Source organism: Streptomyces sp. NPDC060205, assembly GCF_042728395.1.
In the GTDB taxonomy this organism is placed as follows: Bacteria; Actinomycetota; Actinomycetes; order Streptomycetales; family Streptomycetaceae; genus Streptomyces.
Genome location: NZ_JBHWZP010000038.1, coordinates 1 through 24,465, shown reverse-complemented (window position 1 = coordinate 24,465; position 24,465 = coordinate 1). Strand labels below are relative to the sequence as shown.

Sequence of the window (24,465 nt, the reverse complement as noted above, 5' to 3'; positions counted from 1 at the left end):
GGCCGGCGAAGAGGCTGCATGCGGCTGCGCCAGCGGACCGGGCAGACAGACGCCCCGCCTGACCGGCCTGGCCGCATGCCTCCAACGACCACTACGGACACACCCAAGGCCGTCCTCCCCGGCCGGCCGCATCTCCCATCTCACGAGTCAGCACCTCCCCCGAGCGGATCCTCCCGCACCAGCAGGACCGCGACGAGCGCCGCCATTGCCAGCGGCACCGCCAGCAGGAACACCGAGGAAAGCCCGGCGGTGTAGGTGGCACGTACGGTGTCGGCGAGGTGGGCCGGCAGGGCGGCGACCTTCTCGGGCGTGCCGAGCAGCTCACCCGGGTCCTGGTCCGGCGGAATCCCGGCACGCAGCCGGGCCGAGAGCATCGCGCCGAACGCGGCCACGCCGACCGCGCCGCCCAGGGTGCGACTGAAGGTGGCCGCCGCTCCCGCCGTCCCCACGTCGGTGGGCCCGACGGCGTTCTGCGCCACGAGCACCAGCACCTGCTGGGTCAGCCCGGTGCCGACGCCGAGGACGGCCATCGCACCGGCGAGCCACCACCCCGGGGTGTCCGGCGCGAGGGGTGACAGCAGCACGGCTCCGGCCGTCACCAGGGCGCAGCCGACGACCGGGAACACCTTCCAGCGTCCGGTGCGGCTGATCAGCCGCCCGGACACGGCGGAGGCGACGATCATCGTGCCGACCTGCGGGAGCATCAGGAGCCCTGCGGCGGTGGCGTCGTGACCGCGGACCACTTGGAGGTACTGCGGCAGGTAGATGACGCCGCCGAACATGACCGCGCCCACGAGGAAGCTCGTCGCGCAGGCCACGGTGAGGCCGCGGTGGCGGAAGAGCCGCGGCGGCAGGATCGGGTCGGCCGCACGCCGCTCGTACAGCACACCGGCCACCGTCGCGGCGAGAACGGTGGCGGCGAGAACGGCCGTGGGCCAGGACGGCCACGGCCAGGCACGGCCACCCGCGGACAGCAGGACGACGGCACCGGAGGCGCCCACCGTGAGCAGGACGCCACCGAGCAGGTCGACGCCCCCGCGGGCCACGGCGGGGACACGGGCGGGTGCGAGGCGGACGAGGGCGGCCGCGGCCAGGGCCACGGGGATCACGCCGAGGAAGCACCAGCGCCAGCCGAGTCCCGGAGCACCCACCAGCAGGCCTCCGACGAGTGGTCCCGCCACCGAGGCGGTACCGAAGGACACGCCGAACCAGCCGGTGTACAGGCCCCGTTCGCGTGCCGGAACCAGTCCGGCGACGAGGGCGTTGGTGAGGGCGAGAATGCCGCCCGCCCCGGCGCCCTGCACGGCGCGGCCCGCCAGCAGAAGGCCCATCGTGGGCGCGCACCCGGCCAGCAGGGACCCGGCGACGAACACCCCCAGCGCAGCGAGGAGCAGGTCCCTCGGGCCGCGCCGGTCGGCGGCCTTCCCCCACAGCGGGGTCGCCACGGTCATGGTGAGCAGTGCGGCGCTCGCCACCCACGGCACCTGGGCCTGGCCGCCCAGTTCACCGGCGATCGTCGGCAGGGCGATGCCGACGATCGTGTTGGTCAGGGAGCCGACGAAGAGGGCGGCCAGGGCGCCGGAGAGCACCGCCGGCATCGACGGCACCGGTTCAGGTGGCCGGGCGGACACGCTGGTCGAGCCAGTCGCCCACGGTGCGGGTGAGAGCTTCCGGGCCGGCGTCGCGCGCGTCGACGTTGTCGGCGTGCAGTTCCAGGACGGGGATGCCGGCGGCCTCCAGCGCACGGGTGGTGAAGTAGCTGCCGCGCGCGTCGTCGGACACGAGGTGCACGACGCCGTCGACTCCGTGGCTCCGGGCCTCCTTGACGTACCACTCGGCCGACCAGGGCGGGGTGTAGAGCTGGTCGGAGAAGGCGGCGAAGCGGGCGGCGAGGGCGCGCAGCGGGTCGTCGCCGTAGCGCAGGTAGCCGTCGGCGGCAATGGCTAGGTACATCGACCAGACGAACACCGCGCCGTGGCTCTCCTCGAAACGCCGGTAGAAGTCCAGGTCGAACCAGAGGCCGCGGCCGATCCACATCAGGCGGGTCCGTTCGGCGGGGCAGACCGCGGTGCCCGCGGCCACCCGCTCGGCCACCTCGTCGTGGAAGGCGCGGGCGGCGTCGCGGGCCCAGACGGTGCCCCGGTGCCACTGCGGGATCATCACGCTGGGGATGGAGTCGTTGACGGGCAGGGGGCAGGGGCGGGCCCGGGCGATCAGGTCGCGGGTGCGGCGATTCCACTCCTGCTGTTCGTTGACGAGGTCCATGACCTCGGCGAAGCGGGTCTCGGAGAAGGTACGGCCGGTGGTCTGTTCCAAAAAGCGGATGAGCCCTTCGAGTTCGCCGGTCATGAGGTCGAGACGGTCGCTGCCGATCGCCTGCTCCCAGTTGCGCGGCATCAGCTCCCACCAGCGGGTGGGGACGTCGTTCTCGGCGGCGCTCTCCAGCGGGTAGAAGGAGACGCCGGGCTGCTCGTCCCAGATGTCGAAGACCTTCCGCGAGGTGTCGCCGGTGGTCTCCGCGAGCACGATCGACGGCCGGGGCAGCCCGCCCCAGGGCGCGTTCGCGGGGTCCGGGTCGAAGACCGAGGCCAGCGGGATCGAGCTGTACTGCTCGCTGTCGTCGGGCAGGCCGCGCTCGCGCAGCAGTGCGAGGTAGTCCTGAGCGCGCCGCTTGGCCGTGACGATCGATGACCACCACTGGTTGACGGCGTACGGGATGCCCATGGTGCGGAAGATCTCCTGCGGGGCGTCGGCGTTGACCAGTGCGAACGGCGCGCCGTCGGCCACTTCCCGGCGCAGGCCGGCGAACCATTCCCGCTGGTACGTGGTCGCCGCGGACGCCGAGTTCAGGCGGGCGCTCATCGGACGGCCTCCGCGGGCGTACGCGCACGCAGCGCCGTGAGGGTTTCGGCGGCCCCCTGGTCGAGTTCGCCGTAGGGCTGCCGGGAGAGCAGGACGGACGGCAGGCCGGTCGCGGCCTTCTGCGCCGCGTAGTCCCAGGGCGGTGCGTCGTCACGTACCCGGGCGTAGCTGACGAGGATTTCGGCGCCGCAGGCCGCGGCCTCGCGGCGGGTGTGCTCGGCGCGGGTGCGGATCGCGGCACGCGGCGCCGCGGGCCCGTTGTACTGGTACCGCTCGGCGAGCGACGCTTCGGTGGGGGTGCCGGTGCGGCGCAGGTGGAGCAGGTCGCCCCGGTCGTGGTCCTCGCCGACGATCAAGAAGCCCAGTTCCTCCAGTGCGCGGTAGACGTGGGCGGTGTCGTGCGGGCTTCCGGTGAGGAACACTCGCGTCCCCTCGTGCTCGGGCAACTCGTCTGCCTCGGCGAGCAGTTGTTCCAGCAGTTCGCTCGCGACGGCGACGGGAAGTGTCGTCGTCGCGGCGACGACGGTCAGCGCCTGGGTGCCGGTGAGGCGGGCCGGGTGGCTCCGGCGCAGACCGGTGACCCGCGCGAGGAGGTCTCTGAGCCGGTCGTGGGCGGTGATCGCCTCGGCGAGCGCGGTGTCGTCCACGGTGCTTCCGGCCCAGGTCTCGGTGACGGCCCTGAACTGGGCGAACTTGGCGCGGACGTAGCGGGTGGTGGTGCGGTGCGGCAGGTGGAGTACGTCGACGAGGTGGACCGGCGGGAGCGCCAGGAACGGCTCGACGCGGCGCAGTTCGCGCAGCGCGTAGAACAGGCGGGAGGAGGCCTCGCAGTCCCGGGAGACGACAATGCCTTCCAGGGGTCCGTAGTCGGCGTCGAGGAGACGGGTGAGGACCGAGCGGGCAGCGGGGTCGAGGCCGGTGCCGAGGTAGCGGTCGCCGGTCGTGCTCGGCGTGTCCGGGTCTCCGGTCAGCCGCAGGGGCAGCAGCCCGGCGGCGGTGAGGTACTCCACGGGTACGTCGGCGCCGACGTACCCGACCACCGGGCCGCGGCGGGGTCCGCGGTCACCGGCGGTGCGGCCGCTGCCGTGGGAGATGAGCTGCGCCAGGGCAGCGGACATGACGGTTCCTCCAGGTGGTGCGGGGTGCGGCGCGGGTCAGATCACCGATTCGGCGGCGAGTTCGGCGAGGTCGTCCGCGCTGTAGCCGAGCTTGTCCCGGTAGACCTCGTCGTTGTGTTCGCCGAGTGCGGGGGCGGGCCGGTCGAACCCGGCCCGGGCGGCGGAGAACCGGATGGGGACGCCGGTGGTGGCCAGTCCCTCGACCGTGCCGTGGACGGGGTGGGTCACCGGCACGACCTCTTCGCGTGCCTGCACCAGGGGGTCGCGTACGGCTTCGCGGGGGTCGCGCACCTCGGCCGCGGGTACGCCCTCGGCGGTGAACAGGCGCAGCGCCTCCTCGGTGGTGCGGGCGCTCGTCCACTCCCGTATCAGGGCGTGGATCTCGTCGGCGTTGCGGACCCGCTGGTCGCGGCTGTGGAAGCGGGTGTCGTCGGTCAGGTCGGGACGGCCGATGGCCCGGAGCACGCCGTGCGCGAAGGTGTCGGTGGGCGCGGACAGGGCGAGGTGTCCGTCGGTGGTCGGCAGGATGCCGAAGGGCGCCAGGCGGGGCACCATCGCGCCGGTGCGCTGCTGCATGCCGACCGCGGCGAAGGCGTCGAAGGGCTCGCACGCCACCAGTGAGGTGAGTGCGCCCAGCATGGAGACGTCGACGTGCTGGCCCTCGCCGCTCTGGTCGGCCTGCATGAGCGCGGAGAGGGTGCCGATGACGGCGAAGAGCGGGGCGAGCATGTCGCCGACGGGCAGGCCGAAGCGGACCGGTCCCTCGTCGGGTTCGCCGGCGGTGAGCATGACGCCGGACAGCGCCTGGATGATGGAGTCCATCGCCTTGCCGGAGCCTGGGCCGCCCTGGCTGCCGAACCCGGTGATCGTGGTGTAGACCAGCCGTGGGTTGAGTTCGTGGACGGCGGCGTAGTCGATGCCGAGTCGGCCGGTGACGCCGGGGCTGTAGTTCTCCACGAGGATGTCGGCGTCGCGCACCAGGTCGGCGAAGACCCGCTGGGAGCGCTTGTCCTTGAGGTTGAGGGTGACACTGAGCTTGTTGCGGCCCCGGGCGAGCATGGACACGGACATGTCGTCGGTTTCCTGGCGGGACAGGGAGAGTCCGTCGGCGCCCACGTAGGGAGCGTTGTTGCGCGAGGAGTCGCCGCCGGTCGCCGGGTTCTCCACCTTGATGACGGTGGCGCCGAGTCCCGCGAGGAGCAGGGTCGCGTAGGGACCGGCGAGCGCGGTCGTCAGGTCGATGACGGTCCGCCCGGCCAGTGGCTGGTCGCTCATGATGCCCTTTCGGTGGTGAGCTGGATCATTGCGCGGCCGTCCTTGCGGACGAACCGGCCGTTGAGGCCCGCCCGGCGGGTGATGTCCTCGACGTAGTCGGTGACGCGCCGGCCCTCCTCGGTGTCGCCGCAGGGCACCGGGCGCCCTTGGTCGTCGATCCAGCAGGGTTCGAAGCCGGCCTCGACCAGCCGCCCTTCGCCGTCGAAGCGGCACACGGCGATCGCGGTGTTGCGGCTCTCGGGGTGGAAGGGGTAGGCGGGCATGCGGGGGTCGGGGGCGAAACCGTACAGTTCCGTGCGGCGGCGGGCCCAGGCGGTCAGTTCGGCGCTGGAGCGGCTGTTCGCCTCGGGGGTCAGGGCGCGGGTGACGGTGACGAAGTTGCCGAGGCCGTGGAAGATCGGCCGGCCGCGGTAGGTCTCGATGCCCCGCATGATGTGGGCGTGGTGTCCGAAGACGGCGTCTGCGCCGGCGTCGATGGCGGCGCGGGCCACCGGTGACTCGTACATCGCGACGGCCGCCGGGGTGTGTCCGACTCCCTTGTGGAGTCCGACGAGGACGACGTCGGCCCTCTCGCGCAGCCGGGCCACGTCCGCTTCGAGCGCGGCGAGGCTCTCGGGAGCGGCGAAGGTGTAGATCTTCGGTGGGCCGCCGGGGCTGGCGTGGTCGAGTTCGTAGTGGGTGAGGACATGGACGTAGGCGCAGCCCGCCTTGCCCGAGGTGGCCCAGGACTCCCGCGGGCCCACGCAGTTGTAGGAGAGGACGCCGATACGCAGGCCGCCGCGTTCGACGACGGCGGGGGTCCTGGCCTCGGCCAGGTTCGCACCGGCGCCGACGGGCACCAGTCCGGCGGCGCGGGCGTGGGCGACGGTGTCGGCGACGCCTTCGGAGCCCGCGTCGTGGATGTGGTTGCCGGCGAGGGTGACGACATCGAAGCCGGCGTCGGCGAGCGCGGTCAGCGCCGCCGGGTCGGCCGGGGGCGCGGGAACGTCGGTGCTCTGCTGGACCGTGGTGGTCGAGTGGGGTACCTCGACGTGGCCGACGGTGACGTCGGCGGTCTTGAGCAGGGCCGCGGCGGGCGCCAGGTAGGAGGCGGGGTCGGGTTCGTCGAGGATGAGGTCCCCGACCGAGGCTACGGTGATCAAGAGACGTTCTCCTGTGCGATGGGGACGCTGTCGAGGGGCGGCTCTTCGCGCTGCTGCGCTTCGCGGTGCCGGGCGAGGAAGGTGCGCAGGCGGGCCGTGCGCGGGGCGGTGAGCATCTCGTCGGGCGGGCCGCTCTCCACGATGCGGCCGGCCTCCATGAAGACGCAGCGGTCGGCGACCTCGCGGGCGAAGGCGATCTCGTGGGTGACGACGACCATGGTCATGCCCTCGGCGGCGAGCTGCCGCATCACGCCGAGGACCTCGTCGACCAGTTCCGGGTCGAGGGCGCTGGTGGGTTCGTCGAAGAGCATGACGCGCGGGCGGGCGGCGACGGCCCGGGCGATGGCGACGCGTTGCTGCTGGCCGCCGGAGAGCTGGCGCGGGTAGTGGTCGGCGCGGTCGCCGAGGCCGACCCGTTCCAGCAGTTCGCGCGCCTGACTCTCGGCGTCGGCGCGGGAGCGGCCGTGGACCCGTACCGGGGCCTCAGTGATGTTGCGCAGCACCGTGAAGTGAGGGATGAGGTGGAACTGCTGGAAGACCATGGACATTCGGCTGCGCTGGGCGGCGACGCGGCGGGCGTTGAGCGGCCGCAGGCCGCCCCGGTGCCGTTCGTGGCCGAGCAGTTCGTCGTCCAGGTAGATGGCTCCGGAGTCGATGGTCTCCAACTGGTGCACACAGCGGATCAGGGTCGACTTGCCCGAGCCGGAGGGGCCGATGACGGTGACGACCTCCCCGTCGGCGACATCGAGGTCGACGCCGTCGAGGGCGGCACGGTCGCCGAAGTTCTTGCGTATGCCCCGCACGCGCAGGGCGGGCTCACCGGTCATGCGGTCGCTCCGTCGGGGGTGTGCTTGGGCCGGCGGACACGGCCGCCGCCTGTGGTGTGGCCGCGGGAGAAGTGCCGCTCCAGCCAGCGCTGTCCGAAGGTGAACAGGGTGACCACGGCGAGGTACCAGAGGCAGGCCACGATGAGCAGGGGGACGATCTCGTAGGTGCGGTTGTAGATGACCTGGACCGAGTGGAGCAGGTCGGCCATGGCGATCACCGAGACCAGGGCGGTGCCCTTCAGGACACTGATGAACTGACTGCCGCCCGGCGGGATGATCACCCTCATCGCCTGCGGCAGCACCACGCGGAAGAAGGTCTGCGAGGGTGTGAGGCCCATGGCTCGGGCAGCATCGCGCTGGCCCTGCTCCACGCCCAGCAGACCGCCTCGGATGATCTCCGCCATGTACGCGGACTCCACCAGGGACAGGCCGATCACGGCGGCCGTCACGGGGGTGATCACATCGTTGGCGTCCCAGGAGGCGAACTCCGGGCCGAAGGGGATGCCGACCGAGATCCGCGGCAGCAGGTAGGCCAGGTTGAACCAGAAGATGAGCTGCACCAGCGGTGGGATGCCGCGAAAGACCCCGATGTAGAGGGTGGCGGCCCAGCGGACCGGAGCGAAGTCCGAGAGCTGGGCTGCGGCGAGCAGCGCTCCGACGACCGCACCGATGACGGTGGCGGCGAGGGCGAGCCAGACACTGGTGCCGAGGCCGGAAAGGACCGAGGGGTCGAAGAGGTATGCGCCGACGACGTCCCATTCGAGGCGTTCGTTGGTCACCAGGAACCGTACGAGCAGGACGGCGACGAGAGCCAGGAGTACGCCGGCCACCACCCGCCACGGGCGTACGCGTCGCGTGGAGCGGGCGACGTCGTCGGCCTCGGTGCCGGTGGGGCCGGTGGGCCGGTCGGTCAGGGAAAGGGATCCGGGCACGGTTCAGCCCTCTTTGCCGGCGATGTTGAGCACGGGCTCGTCGACCATGACGTCGGTGAGTCCCCAGTGCTTCATCACGCGCTGGTACTCACCGTCGTCGACGATTTCCTGGAAGGCCTTCTGGAGCACCGGGCCGAGCCCGCTGTCCTTGGGCACGAGCAGGGCGAGGTGGTCGGTGGTGGCACCCTGTGCCTCGGTCTGCGTGACGTAGGTGTACTTGTCCTTCTGGGCGTCGGTGACGTCGATGGCGGCGGCCTGGGTCATCCCGGCGGCGTCGGCGCGGCCGGACTGCGCGGCGAGCAGGGTGGCGTTGGTGTCGTCCAGGCCGATCGCCGTCGTGGCCCTGTCGCCCTTCTCGGTGCAGTAGGCGGACAGCTTCTTGAGCTGCCCCTCCACGACGCTGGACTTGACCACGGCGACCTTCTTGCCGCACAGATCGTCGGCCGAGGCGACACCGGCCTTCGACGACTTCGGCAGGACGTAGGAGGTGCGGCTGGTCATCCAGGTGATGGTGTCGAACTGGCGCTCCCGCTCGGCGGTGGCCTGGACGGGACCGTTGAACGCCTCGTAGCGGCCGCTGAGCATGCCCTGCAGCGCCGCCGGGAGGTTGTTCACGATCTTGACTTCGGTGCGTACGCCGAGCACCTGGCCGAGAGCTTCCTGGAGGTCGGCGTCGATGCCGGTCACGGAGCCGTCGGCGGCCACCGAGCGGAAGGGCGGGTGGGAGTCGCCCGCGAAGCGCAGTACGCCGGAGTCCTTGACGGATTTCGGGAGGGCGTCGTGCAGAGCGGGCACCGCGTCCAGGGACGGAGTCCTCGCGCCTTCCTCGTCCGACGCGCCGCAGCCCGCCAGGGTCAGCACGCCCACGAGTGCGGCGGACAACGTGCCGGTTCGCCACCGTCTGGGGGATCGAGAGTCGTACATGAAGGTGTTCCCTTGCATGAAGTGAGATCCGCGTCATTGTCGGTATCGCTGCCGAGCGTCGCACGAGGTGTCGCCTATGGCAAGGGTCGTGCCATACTTCGGTTCGACGCGAAGGCCATCGAGAAACCGAGGTGCCATGGGGAAGGACCCGCGGAAGGCGGAGCTGCCACGGACTCAGACCGGGGCGGAACCCCAGCTCCTGCTCACCTCTCTGCTGGGTGATTTCTGGTACTGGAGGGACGAGCACATTCCCGCGACCGCGCTCGTGCGGCTGCTCGCCGACTTCGATGTCACCTCCGACGGCGCCAGAGCGGCCATGCGCAGGCTCGTGGCCCGCAGTCTGCTCGACACCTCGCGCGACGGACGCACGACGGCATACGGCATTCCGCCGCGCACCTCGGAGGTGATCGTCGAGCGCACGCACCGGATGCTGACGTTCGGCACCACCGCGCCGGAGTGGGACGGCCAGTGGACGGTGGTGGCGTTCTCCGTCCCGGAGCAGGCCCGCAGCCTGCGCACCGCACTGCGCTCACGGCTGCGCGTGCTCGGCTTCGCCGCCCTCTACGACGGACTGTGGGTCTCACCGCGCGACCTGGGCACTGAGGCGCAGGAGTTGCTGCGTGACCTCGGCATAGCGACCGCGACCGTGCTGCGCTGCGCCACCGTCCCCGGCGGCCCCGCCGAGGGCGATCCGGTCTCCGCCTTCGACCTGACGGCACTGACGAAGGAATACCGCGCCTTCATCGACCGCTACGCCCCGGTCCTCGACCACCTCGACGCGGGCCGCATCAGCCCGGCGGAGGCGCTGCGCACCCGCACCGAACTGCGGGTGGCCTGGCGCAGCTTCCCGGAGAGCGACCCGGACCTGCCGGCCGTCCTTTTGCCACGGGAATGGGACCGGCCTCGCGCCCAGCAGGTCTTCGTCCAGATCTACGACCGTCTCGGGCCGCTGGCCGAACTGCGCTTCCGGCAGATCCTCGCCACCGTCTCCCCCGAGCTGGCCGAGCTGGCGTCCCACCACGACTCCGCCGCCATCGCGGAGCTCTACGCGTCGCTGGGCGACCGCAGGGCACACGGCGACACGCCCTTCGAGCAGGCCGCGCGGGCGCGCAAGCTGGAAGAGGTGAAGCTCTCCAAGCCGTGAGCGCCCGGCATCACCTCAGGACAGTGCGCGGTGCGCGCTCTTCAGCGCGTTGCGGAAGCGCTCGACGTCGGCGGGCGCCAGTTCAGTGACCATGCGCTCCTCCAGGCGCCGGGCCGGCTCGGCGTAGTCGGCGAGAAGCCGGCGTCCGGGATCCGCGAGCCGGATGACCTTCTCACGCCGGTTGCGCGGGTTCGGCTCGCGCCGGACCAGGCCGCGGCTCTCCAGCGCGCGGACCATGTCCGCCATCGACTGAGCGGTGACGAAGGAGTCGCGCGCGAGCTGGGCGGCCGATACGCCGTCATGCCGTTCGAGCACGGTCAGCGCGGTGTACTGCAGGGCCGTGACCCCGGCCGGCTTGAGCAGCTCCTCCAGGCGGGCCCGTACGACGAGCTCCGCCCGCTTGAGCAGGTAGAGCAGGGAAGGCCCCGCCTCCGCCTCGCTCCCGTCCACCGGCTGCGCCGCCTCCGTCATGCCGTGCCTCCGCCGCAGGCCATTCGGTTTCTCATGGCGACTCACCCTAGCCCATTGACAGGATTCCTGATGAATGAGAACACTGGAGTCGTCGAACCAACAGGATTCCTGTCAATAACGATGAGGGGCAGTCATGGACCTGCACGGCAAAGTCGCCGTCGTCACCGGAAGCGGACGCGGCCTTGGACTGGCTTACGCCGAGGCGCTCGCCGCAGCCGGAGCGTCCGTCGTCGTCAACGACGTCGACGCGGAGGTGGTCGACGCGGCCGTCGCCGCCATCACGGAAGCCGGCGGCAAGGCGACCGGCGCGGTGGCCGCTGTCGGCGACAGCGCAGCGGCCGAGCTGCTGACCGAGACCGCGGTACGGGAGTTCGGACGCCTCGACGTCCTCGTCACCAACGCCGGCATCCTGCGCGACCGGGTGCTGTGGAAGATGACCGACGACGACTTCGACGACGTGGTCAGGGTGCACCTGCGCGGCACCTTTACCTGTGCCCGCGCCGCCGCGGTGCGGATGCGCGAACAGGGCGAGGGCGGCCGCATCGTGCTGGTCTCCTCCCCCGCCGGCCAGCGAGGCAACTTCGGACAGACCAACTACGCCGCCGCCAAGGCCGGCATCGTCGCGATGGCCCGCACCTGGGCCATGGAGCTGTCCCGCGCGAACATCAGCGTGAACGCGATCGTGCCCGTCGCGGCCACCGAGATGACCAAGACCGTCCCGGCCTTCGGGCCGGCCATCGAGGAGGCCGAGCGCACCGGCGCAGCGCTGCCCGACTGGCTGCGCAAGGACGAGGGCCTCGGCACCGTGGAGGACGTGGCCGGCCTCGTCACCTTCCTCGCCTCCGACAGCTCCAAGGACGTCACCGGCCAGGCCATCGGCATCGGCGGTGACCGGCTCGCGCTCTGGTCCCACCCGGCGGAGAAGGCGGTCGCCTTCGCCGACGGCGGCTGGAGCGCCGACACGATCGCCGAGCGGTGGCACGAGGGCGTCGGCGCCGAGCCCGAGACGTACGGCATCCCCGCCCCGAAGGCCCCGGAGGCCTGAGATGAGCGACCAGGCCATCGACGTCGCCGCGCTGACCGCGATCGACGTCCACACCCACGCGGAGATCTCCAAGAGCGGTCACGGCGCGCTGAGCCCCGAACTCTTCGGCGCCTCGGAGGAGTACTTCAAGGCCCACGGCCACCGGCAGCCGTCCATCGACGAGATGGCCGCGTACTACCGGGAACGCCGCATGGCGGCCGTGGTGTTCACCGTGGACGCCGAGCACGCCACCGGCCATCCCCGCATCGCCAACGAGGAGGTGGCCGAGAGCTGCGCCGAACACGGCGACGTCCTCATCCCCTTCGCCAGCGTCGACCCGCACAAGGGCCGGGCGGGTGTGCGCGAAGCCCGCCGGCTGGTCGAGGAGCACGGCGTGCGCGGGTTCAAGTTCCATCCGAGCATCCAGGCGTTCTCCCCCGACGACCGGATGGCGTACCCGCTCTACGAGGCGATCGAGGAACTCGGCGTCCCCGCCCTGTTCCACACCGGGCAGACCGGGATCGGCGCCGGCGTGCCCGGGGGCGGCGGCATCCGGCTGAAGTACTCCAACCCGATGCTCGTCGACGACGTGGCCGTGGACTTCCCCGAACTGCGCATCATCCTGGCGCACCCCTCCTTTCCGTGGCAGGACGAGGCGCTGGCCGTCGCCACACACAAACCGCACGTGTACATCGACCTCTCGGGCTGGTCGCCGAAGTACTTCCCGCCCCAACTCGTGCGCTACGCCAACTCCCTGCTGCAGGACAAGGTGCTCTTCGGCTCGGACTACCCGGTCATCACCCCCGACCGGTGGCTCGCCGACTTCGCGAAGCTCGACCTCAAGCCCGAGGTCCGGCCCAAGATCCTCAAGGAGAACGCCGCCCGGCTGCTCGGTCTGGCCAAGGACTGAGAACCAACGACCGTGAACGTCTCACAAGGAGGGCGCCGTGCTGAACCAAGGCATCGGTTCCTGGCCCGCGCGCCGGGCCCGCAAAACACCGGAGCGCACAGCGGTCGTCCACCAGGACACGGAACTGACCTACCAAGAACTGCACGAACGAGTGCTGCGGCTGGCCCACGCGCTGCGCTCCCTCGGGGTGACCCGCGGCGACCGGGTCGCCTACCTCGGGCCCAACCACTCCTCGTTCCTGGAGACGCTGTTCGCGGCCGGAATGCTCGGCGCGGTCTTCGTGCCGCTCAACACCCGCCTGGCCGCACCGGAACTGACGTACAACCTCACCGACTCCGGCAGCACGGTGCTGGTGCACAGCCCCGAGCACACCGCCACGGCCATCGAGGCCGCCGCGGGCAGCGGGATCAGGCACCGGATCACCCTCGGAACACCCGCGGACGCCGCCCTCGGCTACGAAGAGTTGCTCGCCGGCGGCGGCACCGGCCCGCTGGACGTGACCGTCGGCCCGGACGATGCCTGCATCATCATGTACACCTCCGGAACGACGGGGCGCCCCAAGGGGGCCGTGCTCACCCACGCCAACATCATCTGGAACAGCGTCAACGTCCTGGTCGACGCCGACCTGAGCGCCGACGAGGTGACGCTGGTCGTCGCCCCGCTCTTCCACACCGCGGGCCTCAACATGACCTGCCTGCCCACGCTCCTCAAGGGCGGCCAAGTGGTGCTCCTGGAGAGCTTCGACGCGGCACGCGTCCTCGACCTCATCGAGGAACGGAGGGTGACGTACATGTTCGGCGTCCCCACCATGTACGACACGATGGCCGCGCAGCCCCGGTGGGCGGACGCCGACCTGTCCAGCCTGCGCTCCCTGAACTGCGGCGGCGCGCCCGTCCCGGCCAGCACCCTCAAGACCTACCTCGCCCGGGGCCTGGCCATCAGCCAGGGGTACGGCCTGACCGAGGCGTCACCCGGTGTGCTCTTCCTCGACCGGGAGCAGTCGTCGGCGAAGGTGGGGTCCGCCGGAGTGCCGCACTTCTTCACCGACACCCGGATCGCCCTGCCCGACGGGCGTGACGCGGGGCCCGGTGAGCGCGGCGAGGTCCTCGTGCAGGGCCCGAACGTCATGCGCGGTTACTGGAACCGGCCCGAGGACACCGCGGCGGCCTTCACCGACGACGGCTGGCTGCGCACCGGCGACATCGCGCGGACGGACGACGACGGGTACGCCTACATCGTCGACCGGGTCAAGGACATGTTTGTCTCCGGCGGGGAGAACGTGTACCCGGCCGAGGTCGAGGACGCCCTGCTGAGCCACCCGTCGGTGGCCGAGTGCGCGGTCGTCGGGGTGCCGGACGCCGTGTGGGGCGAGGTCGGCCACGCGGTCGTGGTCCTGGCGACCGGAGCCCGGCCCGATGGTTCCGAGGTCCTCGCGCATCTGCACGGTCGACTCGCCAAGTACAAGATCCCCAAGACCGTGGTCTTCGCTCCCGAGCTGCCCCGCACAGCCTCGGGAAAGATCGTCAAACCGGCCGTGCGCGACACCTACGCGCCCCGGTCCCACCATCTGACTCCCGACAACTGACATTTCCTCATCACCACGTGAAAGGCAGCGTTCCATGACGACCACCGCCAAGGGCCTCGACGGCCTCATCGCCCTCGCCGACAGCGACCTCGGCCGTACCGACTGGCTGGAGATCACACAGGAGCGGGTGAACACCTTCGCCGACGCCACCGACGACCACCAGTGGATCCACACCGACCCGCAGCGCGCGAAGGAGGGCCCGTTCGGCGGCCCCATCGCCCACGGCTACCTCACGCTCGCCCTCATCATCCCGCTCTTCGGTGACCTGCTGGAGATCCAGGACGTCTCCATGAGCGTCAACTACGGCCTGGAGAAGGTCCGCTTCCCCAGCCCGGTGCCGGTCGGCGCCAAGATCCGGCTGCACGGCACGGTCGACTCGGTCGAGGAGGTGAAAGGCAACGGTGTGCAGATGCAGCTGACTTTCACGGTCGAGGTCGAGGGCAGCACCAAGCCCGCGTGTGTGGCACAGGCCGTGTACCGGCACTACGCCTGAGCGCGGGCGCGGCACAGACGGCCGACGGACGCACCTGGGCAGCCCTCTCCTGCTCTGCCCAGGTGGCACCGGCGCGAGCCACATCCGCTGTTCTCAGAGGGACCCCCGACACCCGGCCGTGTCACCAGCGAATCCTCGCCGGCCTCCCCCGTTGCATACTCGCAGCCACGTCCGGTCCTGCCACCAAAGCTCGTCCCACGCCGCTCCTCGCCGAAGAATGCCCGCAGGCACGGCGCGCAGGTGGCACTCAGCCACATGCGCACTCATCAATGACCGAGGCGACCTGCCGGGCTGCCGGGGAGGCGCCCGCGCCGACCTCAGAGACCGCGCCGCATGCGCGTTCCACCCGCACCGCGCCGGGGCGGGATGCACCGGCCGGCGAGCGCCTCGTCGAGGGCGCGGGAGAACACAGTAGGCACGGGGTTGGCGGGCGCCGCGGCGGCACTTCCCGCCGGGACAGCCAGCGCCAGGCAGCTGCCCAGCGCGAGGGCCGCGGCGGCCAGCAACCGCGCTCCTGAAACGATCGTTGCCAAAGGACGCCCTGATGGCATGTGTCGGCTGATGAACGCCGTCGATCTGCTCGCCGACCAGCCCCGATGAGAGGGCAGCCCCCGTCGGCTCACCGGACCTGCGCCGGGTGCACGTCGAACAGAACCGGGTCGCTTAGGAGATCACAAAAGTCACAGTGACCATCATGGCCGTCCATGTCGTACGCCTCCGCTGACCGCGCCGCCGAAGGGCTGAACCAACCATGGTCCAGCCCTACAGACACAGACCTGATCGGGCGGCGGATCATGGGCCGCTCAGCCCGCTATGCGTCACCCGCGCTGCCTGGGGAACCCGGACCGGGCACGGATCACACACCTCCCGGAAGGAGTCCGGCGCATGTCGAATCCACAGCAGCCCGAACAGCGCCGCAGTGACAAGGGCGGCGCCACCCCGCAGGACAGCGGCGAGCTGAAGGCCCGCCAGGGGGCCGCCCAAGACGCGGGAACCCGCCCGCACGGCACGGACAAGGGGAAGAAGGGCGGAGGCGAGGGCGGAGGAGTGCCGCCAGCCCAGCAGCCGGATCACCCGTAGGTGCTCTGACATCGCGCGGCTGTGGCGTAGGCCTCGCCGCCTTGGCCGGCGCCGCTCCACACCCGCACCCGGGGTGCACATGGAGCAGCGCCGGCGCGGCCCCGTACGGACGGTGACGGCGCAGGGCGCCCGGCGCCGCTGGCGGCACGCCTGCAGGTGCAGGGCGGACCACGCCAGGCCGGCCAGGCGGCGGAGCCTCATCCGGCGCTCTGCCGTCCGGCTGGGAGCGCGCGCGGCGGAGCTGTGTGTCGAGGTGGCTCGTGCGACAGCCCATGCGCTGTCCAGAGCGGCGCGCATCTCGTCAAGCAATCGCTCGCTGTGGCCCCAGTCACGACGCGTTCGGAGATTCGCCCCAGTTTGATGCTGGTGTGCTGTGAGACCTCTTGCAGTATTTGAAGCTTTGATCGGGGCGAAGGTTGCCGAGAGCGACGATCACGCCGATCGCTCGGACGATCACGGCGTGGGAGACGACGGCCTGCTGCAACCGGCCGTTTTCTGTGTCTAGCTCACTGATCTTGTTCAGCAGACATACCCGTCGCGGGGCCGAGTACGGGCGGGTCCGCACCGAGGTGCCGATCAGCGGATTATCCATCGCGATCACATCCCAGACCACGGGTTCACGCTCGCTGTTGCGCAGTGGCGAGGACGACAGCTCGACTACTACCCCAGAACACCGCCTGTCCACCCTGGGCCACGACGTGCAGCGCCGGCGTGCGCGAGCTGGCTCGTGCCAGCGACGGAGCGGGGCTCAGGGTTGCACCGTGGGAACGGGACGCGGCAGGGCGAGGATCTGCCGTCAGAGCTCAGGCGCTGTGTCGCTCGGTGCCCCGGATCGTACGAAGTTCGGCGTCCGCGGCATCGGGAGGTTCATGCCAGCGGCGTGCCCGGTTGTCACGTACCGCAGGACGGGCTCGGTGAGGCGCACTCTGCGGAGGACGGCCGGAATGCCGGGTGGATACGGTGTGATCATTTCTGCCGCGCGGCGGCCCGCTGCTTCGGACACCGCGACGTTTCCGGCCGGCCCGAAGAACCCGTCCCGCGGCAGGAGGGCCTGTTTCGTGCGCAGCTCGCCCGGCGTCGGCACGTGCACACCCGGACCGGCCGGAAGATCCGGTGCCGCGTGGGTGAGGTCTTTGAGTGCGGTCAGCAGTTCCCGGGCGGTCTCCCGGTCGTCGCCGTGTGTGGGATGCGTGCCGATACGTCGGTGGTCGGTCAGGTGGGTGTCGATGCCGCGGCGCTCGCGCAGCCAGTCGGCCGCCTGGTAGCCGGTGATCTCGATCCAGGCGATGTCGATGATGACCGGCAGCGGATCGAAACCGTCCGTGAGTCCCGGGGTGCAGAAGTCGGCCCGGCCGTTGACGTGCAGGCCGTCCATCTCCTCGATCGCGGAGCGGACCGCGGCCGCCAGCTGAAGGGCCCGGTCCGTGAGATCACGGCCGTGAAGGGCCAGTTGCCGGCGCCAGCCGTCCAGGCTGGCGTAGATCAGGACCGAGGGGCTGGTCGTGCCGAGCAGGTCCGCGCGCATCTACAGCAAGTGCGGCGGCACGAGATCGCCCTGCAGGTGGAAGACGGAACCCTGCACAGGCCACTGCCCATCTTGTGGATGCTCGTCACGCAGTGTCCGCGCCCGCGTCCATCGCCCAGGTCGGCAGGTCGAGCTGGAAGGGCAGGTGCACCCCCACGCCTTGTCCACGATGAGCGGCACCCCGCGCCGGTGGCAGACCTCGGCGAGTGAGCTCAGGTCCGCGCTCACTCCATAAAGCGCGTTCCAGAAGGTCTTGATCAAGCAGTCTGAACTGGGCTGTTGGCGTGTGCTGGTCATGCTGTGAGGGCGAGGTTGCGCTTGTGGGCGACAGCCTGGACGGCATGGTGGAGGCAGTCGCCACGCTGCCTGCAGTCTCGGAGGATCTTGTAGTGCTTGATGCGGGCGAAGGCGTGCTCAACGCGGGCCCGTACCCGGCGATGCTCCGCATTGTCCGCTTCGTCGCCCGGCAGCAGTGACCGGCCGGGGCGTTTACGGTGCGGCACGACGAGCCTGGTGTTGATGTAAGCGCCGTCGCCGAGCACCGTGACGCCTTCGCAGTGCTCGGCGAGTCCGGAGTTCCGCCAGACCTGGGCATCGGCCTTGTTCCCAGGAGCGGCCGGGCGGCAGCCACCACCAGACGTGTGTCGGCATCAATGATGACCTGCACGTTTGCTGAGAAGCGGTCATTGCGGCTGGAGGCTCGCACGCTGCGGTCCCGGACCGGGATGAGGCTGCCATTCACGATCCACAACCGGTCCGTGGCATCCACGAATGACATAGCAGGTGCCAGCGCGAGCAGCGGCCGAAGCCGCTGGATCATCCGGCAGACCGTGCCCGGAGAGACGCCGAACAGCGGCCCAGCTGCCGCATGGTCAGGTGCGTGCAGGAGTACACGGCGACCATCAGCAGCCGGTCCGCCAGCGGAAGCCGAGCATCACAGTGCCCAAGGTTGACGCTATTCAGGGGACGACGTCCGGGTGGCGGCGTCGCCGCCCAGGCGGGCCTCGACGCACTCCCGTTCGCCGTGCGCAGCGGCGGGCCGGAAGCAGGCCCGGATCGTACTGCCGGGTTGGACCTCGGTCATCTCGGTATAGACGAAGGTTTCCGCGTCGTCCTTGTTCCTGATACGCACGCCGTGGGTCGGGCCGCCTGCCGTGACGTCCACCCGGTCGCCGATCTCGGTTCCCCAGGTCCGGGCCCAGCTCGCCCCGCACTTCTTGCTGTGGCGCAGCTCGATGTGGGCGCCGGTGGCCGTGCGGTACGAGGCAAGGGTCTCGGGGCCGATGCCGCAGATCAGGCTCATGGGGTCCCTGCCCTCGCAGGCGGCGCCGTGGCATTGGGGGGCGAGGGAGAACGGAACGGAGGCCGGTAGCCGTTCGGCCTGCTGAGCCTCCGAGTCCGGCAACAGGAGAAGCAGCAGGATCGCCACTCCTCCGACGATCACGGTGTACGCCGACGCCAGCACCACAAGGAGCCTGCTCCCGCGAAGTCGCCGTCGCCAGGTCCCGGCGGGCGTCAGCGGCTCTTGCGGATGTGGCTGCGGCAACTCGTCCCGGGGAAGGGGAGGTGCGGGGGCCGCCGCGCGTCCGCTCCACTGCGAATCGGCGATCTCCCACAGGGCCAGCAGCCGCCCCTCCGGTGCGTCCGCAAGTCGGCACAGCTCCCGTACGGCCTGACGAGGAGGCATGCTCTTGCCGTTGAGGTAACGCTCCCACGAAGACTTGCTGTACGGCGTCCGCTCCGCCAGAGCCGCAAGACTCAGCCCCGCACCGGCTCGCAGCTCCCGCAGTGCCGCGACCAGTTGGGCGTTTTCCATGGTCATTTGGGTGCCGCCTCCCGCAGGGCCTGCCAGGTGGGCGGGTCGATGACTCCGTTCACGATCAGCCCGTTCTGCTTCTGGATGTACTCGACCGCTCGCCGCGTCTTCGGGCCGAAGATGCCGTCGATCACCCCTGGCGCAGCGCCCGCCCGGCGCAGCAGGCACTGTGCCTCGGCCACTTCGAGCCCCACCTGGGTGTTGGACAGGAGGATGTCCGCGGTGCGGCTCAGGCCGGCGTGCCAACGGCCGTCACGCTGCTCCAGCCGACAGGTGTAGATGACCGGCACCAGGGACTCCGACACGGTGGCCGGGGTCGTCGCGACAGCATCGTTGCGGTCGTGCGCGAGCTGGGCACGGGCCTCGGTGAGCCGTATGGCAAGCAGGAGTGCCACGGAGACGGAGAGCACGGTGACCACTGCTCCCGCAGTGACCGCGGCGCGCAAGTGGCGCCTGTACGGCTGCTGCTCCGTTGGGGTGTGTTCCGGTGTCACGGAGAAGTCTTCGGGGGTGTCGGTGGGTACCGCCCTCCCCTCTGCCCAGCCTTGGGCGGCGATTTCGTGCATCACCAGAAGCCGGTCCGGATCGTCACCGCCCACGCGAGCCATCGCCTCGACGGCCTCCCGGGGCGGCAGGGACCTGCCGTTCAGATATCGCTGCCACGACTTGGCGCTGTATTCGGTCATCGCGGCCAGTTGCCGCGTGCTCAATTCGCTGTGGTCCTTCAGCCTGCGCAGCCGCACGATCAGCCGGTGAACGTGTGGATGCAGTTCCGCGGGCAGTTCCTTCCAGCGCGACACGCATCCCCCCACTTGTGTTCGGGACCCCAGCCCCGGCCCCCTGCATCCGGCCTCATTCTGCACCAGGTGTCACAGGGAACGCGCCCTGCTGCGCCCCTGCCCGGGCGCGGAAGCAGCCGTCCCGCTCTCGTCGCAGTCCCGCCGCAGGGACTCGACGCGCGGCATCTTCGCAGGTCAGCGGGCGAGACATCCCGGGACGAGGCCACTTTCGCGTCACGTGTGGCCGAAGATCTCACCGAACCTGCAGTCTCGTTGCGGAGCCGGCCACTGCAGTCGGCTCCTCCATCCGCAGGTCCAATGAATTGGCGAGCCGCTCATTGCACAACCAACCAACTTCTGTGCACGCACAGCAAAGTTCAGCTCCTCGCCGCCTTCTACTCTCCGGCAGTCGAAGCGCGGCGTCCGCAAGGAGCACCGCTAAGACAATCCGAGAGGAACGAGGGCACGGAGTGCGGAGGAAGAGAAGGATCCTGCTTTCGGCCGTCCTTCTGGCCTGCGTGACGAGCGGTTGCAGCACTGGAACGCAGAGCACGGCCGATACCGGTCGACAACACCAGGAACGAGCCGTCTCCACGCATGGGCCCTCAGTAAGGGACCTCACCCTCACGGAAGAAGTAGAGATAGACCACGCGGAACAGGACCTCGTCACCCAGTGCATGCAGCGCCAGGGCTTCCGCTACTGGCCCCTGCCGGTGCCGAGCGTACCGGCACGCAAAGTCGGCGCCTACGTCGTGGACGACGTCGCCTGGGCACGACAGTACGGCTACGGCCGGTCTTTCGACAGCGCAGCCCAGAAGGCCAACCGCGACCATCCCAACATCACTTACGTCAAGGCGCTCCCCAGGAAGGAACGCGTCAGATACTCCAGGGCACTTGACGGAACCTTCACCCACACCATCACCACCGAACTGCCGTCCGGCGGCTCGGTCCGCACCCCGCGCGGCGGCTGCTCCGCCCAGGCCAGGGAACAACTCCACGGCGACTACGCAACCTGGTTCCGCGCCAAGAAGACCATGACCTCGCTGACGCCCCTGTACCTTCCGCGCCTCCTCAAGGACGAACGCCTGACCCGCACCGTAGCGGCATGGGCACGGTGCATGAAAACAGCGGGCCGACCTTTCCAAAGCCCCGACGCCATCCGCCGCGAAAGGGAAACCCTCATTCGCGGGATGAGCGAGTCCCAGGCCCTGCGATCCGAATCCACCCTAGCCGTTACCGAGGCCGAGTGCGCCCAACAGACATCCCTCGGAAAAACCGCGCGCGCCCTGGAAGCGGAATACCGAGACAAGGTGGCACGCCGCTATGCCGAGGAATGCACCGCGTACCGGCAGATGAGGCTGTCCGCACTTGCCCGGGCACGGAACCTCTGAAGCCGACTCACAACCCTCCCCACACGCCGTGAACCAGATGGCCACGGTAAGAATTCTTCAACAAGGAGTCCCTCTTGAGAAAGCTTCCCGCCGTCCTGACCGTCATGGCCATGGCCGCCCTCGGAACTGCACTCCCGGTCTCTACCGCGCACGCAGCTGCGGACTGCGACAACGCATGGGATGGTGCTGAGCCCACCTACATGTACGCCTATGACGGCGCCAACTGCACCGGATTCCTTGGAAAGTACGCCGGCTGGGACTCCAACTGGGGTGACGGCATCGGGCACTATGAAGCCTCAGCTACCAACAAGGCCTCGTCAATCCTCAACAAGGGAACGACGCTCGAAGCCCAGTTCTTCAACGGAACTGGCACGTGGACCGGAGGATGGATCTGCCTGTCCCGCAGCGAGGGATTCGCCTCCAACCTTTCCGACGACAAATTCAGCAGTGGTGCAACTGTGAACAACGCCATCAGCTCACACCGCTTCGTCACCGGCCCGACCTGCGGCAACGAGTGGGCTGACTAACACCAACCACCGCACTTGGCGGGTCACACCACGCGTCACCGTCGGGGTAGAACTGGACGTCGAGGACGATGTTGCCCGTCACCGTGAAGGTGAGGTTGCACCAGCCCGGCCGGCCGTCGGTGTCGAGCCTGACCGTCTGACCGAACACCGGGATCGGCAGAATCGGCATCACGTACGTGTGTCCTGCTAGTTCCCGCACCGGCCGCCGTCACCGCCGGCGCTGGGCTGGAGCGAGTAACTGATGGAGGCGCCCGCCAGGACCCTGTCCGGGTCGTAGACGCTGAACGCCAGCTGGCAGCCGCTGGAACGACCGTCGGTGTCGAAGCGGATGAGCTGCGTCCAGTCCGGAGAGGGGGCCGACTGCTCCCCGGTCCTCCCACCGCACTGGCCCGCGTCACCGCCGGCGTTGAACTGGATTCCAAGCTGCGAAGCGGCGCTGCGCGGGGCTGCTCCGGAAGTGGACGCGGGCGGCGACGCAGCATGATTCCGGAGGAGGTGGGGTCTAGTTGGTACCAGCGGTCAGTTCACTGAACAGCTTGTTCGCCGACTCGGAGACGAACTGCCGCTGGAGCTCGGCGCGGGCGATCTGCTTCTTGAACTCGCCCTCGTAGCCAGTGAATCCGGCGTTGTGCATGGTGTCGGTGATCCACGTGGCGAACGCCTGGTAGTTCCAGATGTGCGGCAGGCAGGTCTGCGAGTAGCTGTCGAGGAGGCTGGAGTCGCCCTCCTTGGTGTGGCGGATCACCGCGCGGGCGAAGACCTCGGTGTCGTGGAGCGCGAGGTGGATGCCCTTGGCGCTCATCGGCGGCACGATGTGCGCGGCATCGCCCAGGAGGTACAGGCTGCCGTAGCTCATCGGGTCGAACACGACGCTGCGCAGCGGAACGATCTGCTTGGACACGATGTGCCCTCGCGAGGGCGGCGTGCCGAAGCGGGCCTCCAGCTCGCTCCAGATGCGCTCGTCCGGCCACTGCTCGGGGGTGTCGTCGACCGCGCACTGGAGGTAGATGCGGCTGGCCTCGGGGCCGCGGGGGATCATCCCGGCCAGGCCCAGTTCATGGATCGCCATGCCTGAGGGCTTGGTCTCGGTGGCGGCCAGGACGCTGAGCCAGGAGTAGCCGTACGCGTGGGAGTACTCGGTCAGCGCGGAGGCGGGGATGGAGCGGCGGGAGACACCGTGGAAGCCGTCGCAGCCGGCGACGAAGTCGCAGTCGATGGCGCGCGCCGCTGCGTCGGCGTCCCGGTAGCGCACCACGGGGTGGCCGTGGGTGAGGTTCTCCAGGGCGACGTCCGCGGCTTCGTAGCGCAGGTCACCGCCTTCGCGGAGGAAGACCTCGGTGAGGTTGCGCACCAGGACCTGCTGCGGGCAGTACAGGCTCTCGTTGTTGTCATCGTCCACGTCGATCGGCATCGCGTGGCCGTCGATGTAGAAGCCGCCCTCGCTGTGCGGGATGGGGTCGCCCGCGAGGACCTCCTCCAGGCCCCATTCACGGAACAGGCGCACCCCGAAGGTGTCGATCGTTCCAGCGCGCTGGCGCTTCTCGACGTAGGCGCGCGGGTGCTTCTCCAGTACGGTGCAGTCGACGCCGTTGCGCAGCAGGAAGTTGCCGAGGGTCAGACCGGCGACGCCGGCCCCGATGATGACGACGGCCGTGTCGTCGCGTGTCTCAGTCATGCGTGGGAGCCCTTCATGATCCGTGCAGTGGTCGGTACGCGCCGAGCGCGTACGTCGCGGCGCCAGCTGTGAAGTGGGAGGCCCGGCGCTCGCTCGCTGTCCACTGTGGAAGATCCGGCGGGCTGTGAACCACTGGTAAGTCGACACCTGATACCGGAAACCCGCCAATAAGGCTCGGACCTTGCGCGCCGCGCACCTGACCAGGGCGAACAACCCCGGGGGGCGGCTAGCGCGCGTGGAAGCGCCGGCCGGCCTGGTAGCGGCCGGGGGTCTGGCCGACGACCTCGGTGAAGGCGTCGATGAAGGTGGACGGGTTGGACCAGCCGCACGCGACCGCGGTCTCCGTCACCGTCATCCCGTCGGTCAGGTGCGCCAGGGCGTGGTGGATGCGCAGGGTGGTCCGCCAGCGGTGGAAGCTCATGCTCAGCTCGGCGTGGAAGAGGCGGCTGAGCGTGCGCTCGCTTGCTCCCACCGCCCTACCCAGCTCGGCCAGGGTGGAAGGCCGGGCGGGGTCCGCGCGCAGCAGGTCGGTGGCGGCGCGCAGGCGGTCGTCGCTCGCTTCGGGAAGGTGGAGGGAGGTCTCTGCGGCATCGGCCAACTCGTCCACGATCACGGCGAGCAGGCGCCGGTGGGCGCCGGGCCGCCGCTCCGGCTCGTCGGTGAGCGCCAGGAGAGCCTCGCGCAGCAGCGGGCTCACCGCGAAGACACTGGGGTGATTGATGAGCTCGGCGCACAGGCCGAGCGGTACGGACACCAACCGCACATCGGTCTGGCCGTAGAAGCGGTGCGAGTGGGCGAAGCGCGGGGGCGTCCAGGTGATCCGGTCTGCCGGGGCGACCCAGGTGCCGCGCTCCGTCGCCGTGGCCAGGGCGCCGGCGGCGGCGTAGACCAACTGCCCCTGGACGTGGCTGTGGGGGTCGAGCTGGAAGCCGTGCGGCAGCCAGGCACCGCCTTGCAGGATCTGA

The 24,465-nt window shown here is 70.1% G+C and carries 23 protein-coding genes and 2 pseudogenes; 8 read left to right on the top strand and 17 right to left on the bottom strand.

Translation table 11 applies throughout. The features are described 5' to 3' along the window. Positions 1–140 precede the first annotated feature (140 nt). The 8 genes from ACFWGJ_RS09700 to ACFWGJ_RS09665 are packed head-to-tail and all read right to left on the bottom strand — an operon-like array spanning position 141 to position 9,080. On the bottom strand, positions 141–1,598 hold the full coding sequence (locus tag ACFWGJ_RS09700) for an MDR family MFS transporter (RefSeq protein WP_387322250.1): 1,458 nt from the start codon (positions 1,596–1,598) through the stop codon (positions 141–143). A gap of 13 nt (positions 1,599–1,611) precedes the next feature. Then, the gene (locus ACFWGJ_RS09695; RefSeq protein WP_387322220.1) at positions 1,612–2,862 is read right to left on the bottom strand and encodes a 2-hydroxyacyl-CoA dehydratase; all 1,251 of its coding nucleotides are present in this window, start codon (positions 2,860–2,862) and stop codon (positions 1,612–1,614) included. After that, positions 2,859–3,980: a 2-hydroxyacyl-CoA dehydratase gene (locus ACFWGJ_RS09690; RefSeq protein WP_387322218.1), complete on the bottom strand. Its 1,122-nt coding sequence runs from the start codon at positions 3,978–3,980 to the stop codon at positions 2,859–2,861. Before ACFWGJ_RS09690 ends, ACFWGJ_RS09695 begins: the two co-directional genes overlap by 4 nt. A 36-nt stretch (positions 3,981–4,016) precedes the next feature. Then, complete coding sequence (locus ACFWGJ_RS09685; RefSeq protein WP_387322216.1) at positions 4,017–5,255, bottom strand: CaiB/BaiF CoA transferase family protein; 1,239 nt, start codon at positions 5,253–5,255, stop codon at positions 4,017–4,019. Continuing rightward, positions 5,252–6,397 (bottom strand): CapA family protein, encoded by a 1,146-nt coding sequence (locus tag ACFWGJ_RS09680; protein ID WP_387322215.1) that lies wholly within the window; start codon positions 6,395–6,397, stop codon positions 5,252–5,254. Before ACFWGJ_RS09680 ends, ACFWGJ_RS09685 begins: the two co-directional genes overlap by 4 nt. Then, complete coding sequence (locus tag ACFWGJ_RS09675; RefSeq protein ID WP_387322213.1) at positions 6,394–7,224, bottom strand: amino acid ABC transporter ATP-binding protein; 831 nt, start codon at positions 7,222–7,224, stop codon at positions 6,394–6,396. The genes ACFWGJ_RS09680 and ACFWGJ_RS09675 overlap by 4 nt, the downstream gene beginning before the upstream one ends. After that, positions 7,221–8,156: an amino acid ABC transporter permease gene (locus ACFWGJ_RS09670; RefSeq protein ID WP_387322212.1), complete on the bottom strand. Its 936-nt coding sequence runs from the start codon at positions 8,154–8,156 to the stop codon at positions 7,221–7,223. Before ACFWGJ_RS09670 ends, ACFWGJ_RS09675 begins: the two co-directional genes overlap by 4 nt. A 3-nt stretch (positions 8,157–8,159) precedes the next feature. After that, entirely contained in the window at positions 8,160–9,080 is a 921-nt protein-coding gene (locus tag ACFWGJ_RS09665) for a transporter substrate-binding domain-containing protein (RefSeq protein ID WP_366784296.1), read from the bottom strand. A gap of 136 nt (positions 9,081–9,216) precedes the next feature. Between ACFWGJ_RS09665 and ACFWGJ_RS09660 the strand changes: the two genes are divergently transcribed. Beyond that, positions 9,217–10,224 carry a PaaX family transcriptional regulator C-terminal domain-containing protein gene (locus ACFWGJ_RS09660; protein WP_387322210.1) on the top strand — a complete coding sequence of 336 codons (1,008 nt, stop codon included), beginning with the start codon at positions 9,217–9,219 and terminating at the stop codon, positions 10,222–10,224. Between the two features lie 15 nt (positions 10,225–10,239). Here the strand turns inward: ACFWGJ_RS09660 and ACFWGJ_RS09655 are convergent, their stop codons facing one another. After that, positions 10,240–10,695, bottom strand: a complete 456-nt coding sequence (locus ACFWGJ_RS09655; protein ID WP_387322209.1) for a MarR family winged helix-turn-helix transcriptional regulator — start codon at positions 10,693–10,695, stop codon at positions 10,240–10,242. A 133-nt stretch (positions 10,696–10,828) separates the two neighbouring features. Between ACFWGJ_RS09655 and ACFWGJ_RS09650 the strand changes: the two genes are divergently transcribed. From ACFWGJ_RS09650 to ACFWGJ_RS09635, 4 genes are read left to right on the top strand one after another with little or no spacing between them, the layout of a single operon-like run. After that, positions 10,829–11,740: an SDR family oxidoreductase gene (locus ACFWGJ_RS09650; RefSeq protein WP_387322207.1), complete on the top strand. Its 912-nt coding sequence runs from the start codon at positions 10,829–10,831 to the stop codon at positions 11,738–11,740. Positions 11,741–11,756: 16 nt separating this feature from the next. Continuing rightward, the gene (locus ACFWGJ_RS09645; RefSeq protein ID WP_387322249.1) at positions 11,757–12,629 is read left to right on the top strand and encodes an amidohydrolase family protein; all 873 of its coding nucleotides are present in this window, start codon (positions 11,757–11,759) and stop codon (positions 12,627–12,629) included. A gap of 37 nt (positions 12,630–12,666) precedes the next feature. After that, positions 12,667–14,214, top strand: a complete 1,548-nt coding sequence (locus ACFWGJ_RS09640) for a long-chain fatty acid--CoA ligase (RefSeq protein WP_387322205.1) — start codon at positions 12,667–12,669, stop codon at positions 14,212–14,214. 34 nt (positions 14,215–14,248) lie between these two features. Then, on the top strand, positions 14,249–14,707 hold the full coding sequence (locus ACFWGJ_RS09635; protein WP_387322203.1) for a MaoC family dehydratase: 459 nt from the start codon (positions 14,249–14,251) through the stop codon (positions 14,705–14,707). A gap of 317 nt (positions 14,708–15,024) precedes the next feature. Here ACFWGJ_RS09635 and ACFWGJ_RS09630 read toward each other — a convergent pair whose 3' ends face one another. Next, positions 15,025–15,213, bottom strand: a complete 189-nt coding sequence (locus ACFWGJ_RS09630; protein WP_387322201.1) for a hypothetical protein — start codon at positions 15,211–15,213, stop codon at positions 15,025–15,027. 379 nt (positions 15,214–15,592) lie between these two features. On the opposite strand from ACFWGJ_RS09630, the gene ACFWGJ_RS09625 reads away from it, so the two are divergent. Next, positions 15,593–15,787: a hypothetical protein gene (locus tag ACFWGJ_RS09625; RefSeq protein WP_387322199.1), complete on the top strand. Its 195-nt coding sequence runs from the start codon at positions 15,593–15,595 to the stop codon at positions 15,785–15,787. A gap of 328 nt (positions 15,788–16,115) precedes the next feature. Here ACFWGJ_RS09625 and ACFWGJ_RS09620 read toward each other — a convergent pair whose 3' ends face one another. The 5 genes and pseudogenes from ACFWGJ_RS09620 to ACFWGJ_RS09600 form a co-directional block, all read right to left on the bottom strand. Beyond that, entirely contained in the window at positions 16,116–16,400 is a 285-nt protein-coding gene (locus ACFWGJ_RS09620) for a hypothetical protein (protein ID WP_387322197.1), read from the bottom strand. A 190-nt stretch (positions 16,401–16,590) separates the two neighbouring features. Then, positions 16,591–17,546: pseudogene (locus ACFWGJ_RS09615) on the bottom strand (ornithine decarboxylase); the annotation flags it as partial. 59 nt (positions 17,547–17,605) lie between these two features. Then, positions 17,606–18,239 (bottom strand): annotated as a pseudogene (locus tag ACFWGJ_RS09610) (transposase family protein); the annotation flags it as partial. A 28-nt stretch (positions 18,240–18,267) separates the two neighbouring features. Then, a complete protein-coding gene (locus tag ACFWGJ_RS09605) occupies positions 18,268–19,134 on the bottom strand; it encodes a helix-turn-helix domain-containing protein (RefSeq protein ID WP_387322195.1) in 867 nt (288 codons plus the stop codon). Next, entirely contained in the window at positions 19,131–19,928 is a 798-nt protein-coding gene (locus ACFWGJ_RS09600; RefSeq protein ID WP_387322193.1) for a peptidoglycan-binding protein, read from the bottom strand. The genes ACFWGJ_RS09605 and ACFWGJ_RS09600 overlap by 4 nt, the downstream gene beginning before the upstream one ends. Before the next feature lie 656 nt (positions 19,929–20,584). Here ACFWGJ_RS09600 and ACFWGJ_RS09595 point away from each other — a divergent pair. Next, on the top strand, positions 20,585–21,298 hold the full coding sequence (locus ACFWGJ_RS09595; protein WP_387322191.1) for a hypothetical protein: 714 nt from the start codon (positions 20,585–20,587) through the stop codon (positions 21,296–21,298). Positions 21,299–21,372: 74 nt separating this feature from the next. Beyond that, positions 21,373–21,825 (top strand): hypothetical protein, encoded by a 453-nt coding sequence (locus ACFWGJ_RS09590; protein ID WP_387322189.1) that lies wholly within the window; start codon positions 21,373–21,375, stop codon positions 21,823–21,825. A gap of 502 nt (positions 21,826–22,327) precedes the next feature. Here the strand turns inward: ACFWGJ_RS09590 and ACFWGJ_RS09585 are convergent. Together ACFWGJ_RS09585 and ACFWGJ_RS09580 are read right to left on the bottom strand one after the other, a co-directional pair. Then, the gene (locus ACFWGJ_RS09585; RefSeq protein ID WP_387322187.1) at positions 22,328–23,500 is read right to left on the bottom strand and encodes a 4-hydroxybenzoate 3-monooxygenase; all 1,173 of its coding nucleotides are present in this window, start codon (positions 23,498–23,500) and stop codon (positions 22,328–22,330) included. A gap of 226 nt (positions 23,501–23,726) precedes the next feature. After that, positions 23,727–24,461 carry a helix-turn-helix domain-containing protein gene (locus tag ACFWGJ_RS09580; protein ID WP_387322247.1) on the bottom strand — a complete coding sequence of 245 codons (735 nt, stop codon included), beginning with the start codon at positions 24,459–24,461 and terminating at the stop codon, positions 23,727–23,729. Positions 24,462–24,465 lie beyond the last annotated feature (4 nt).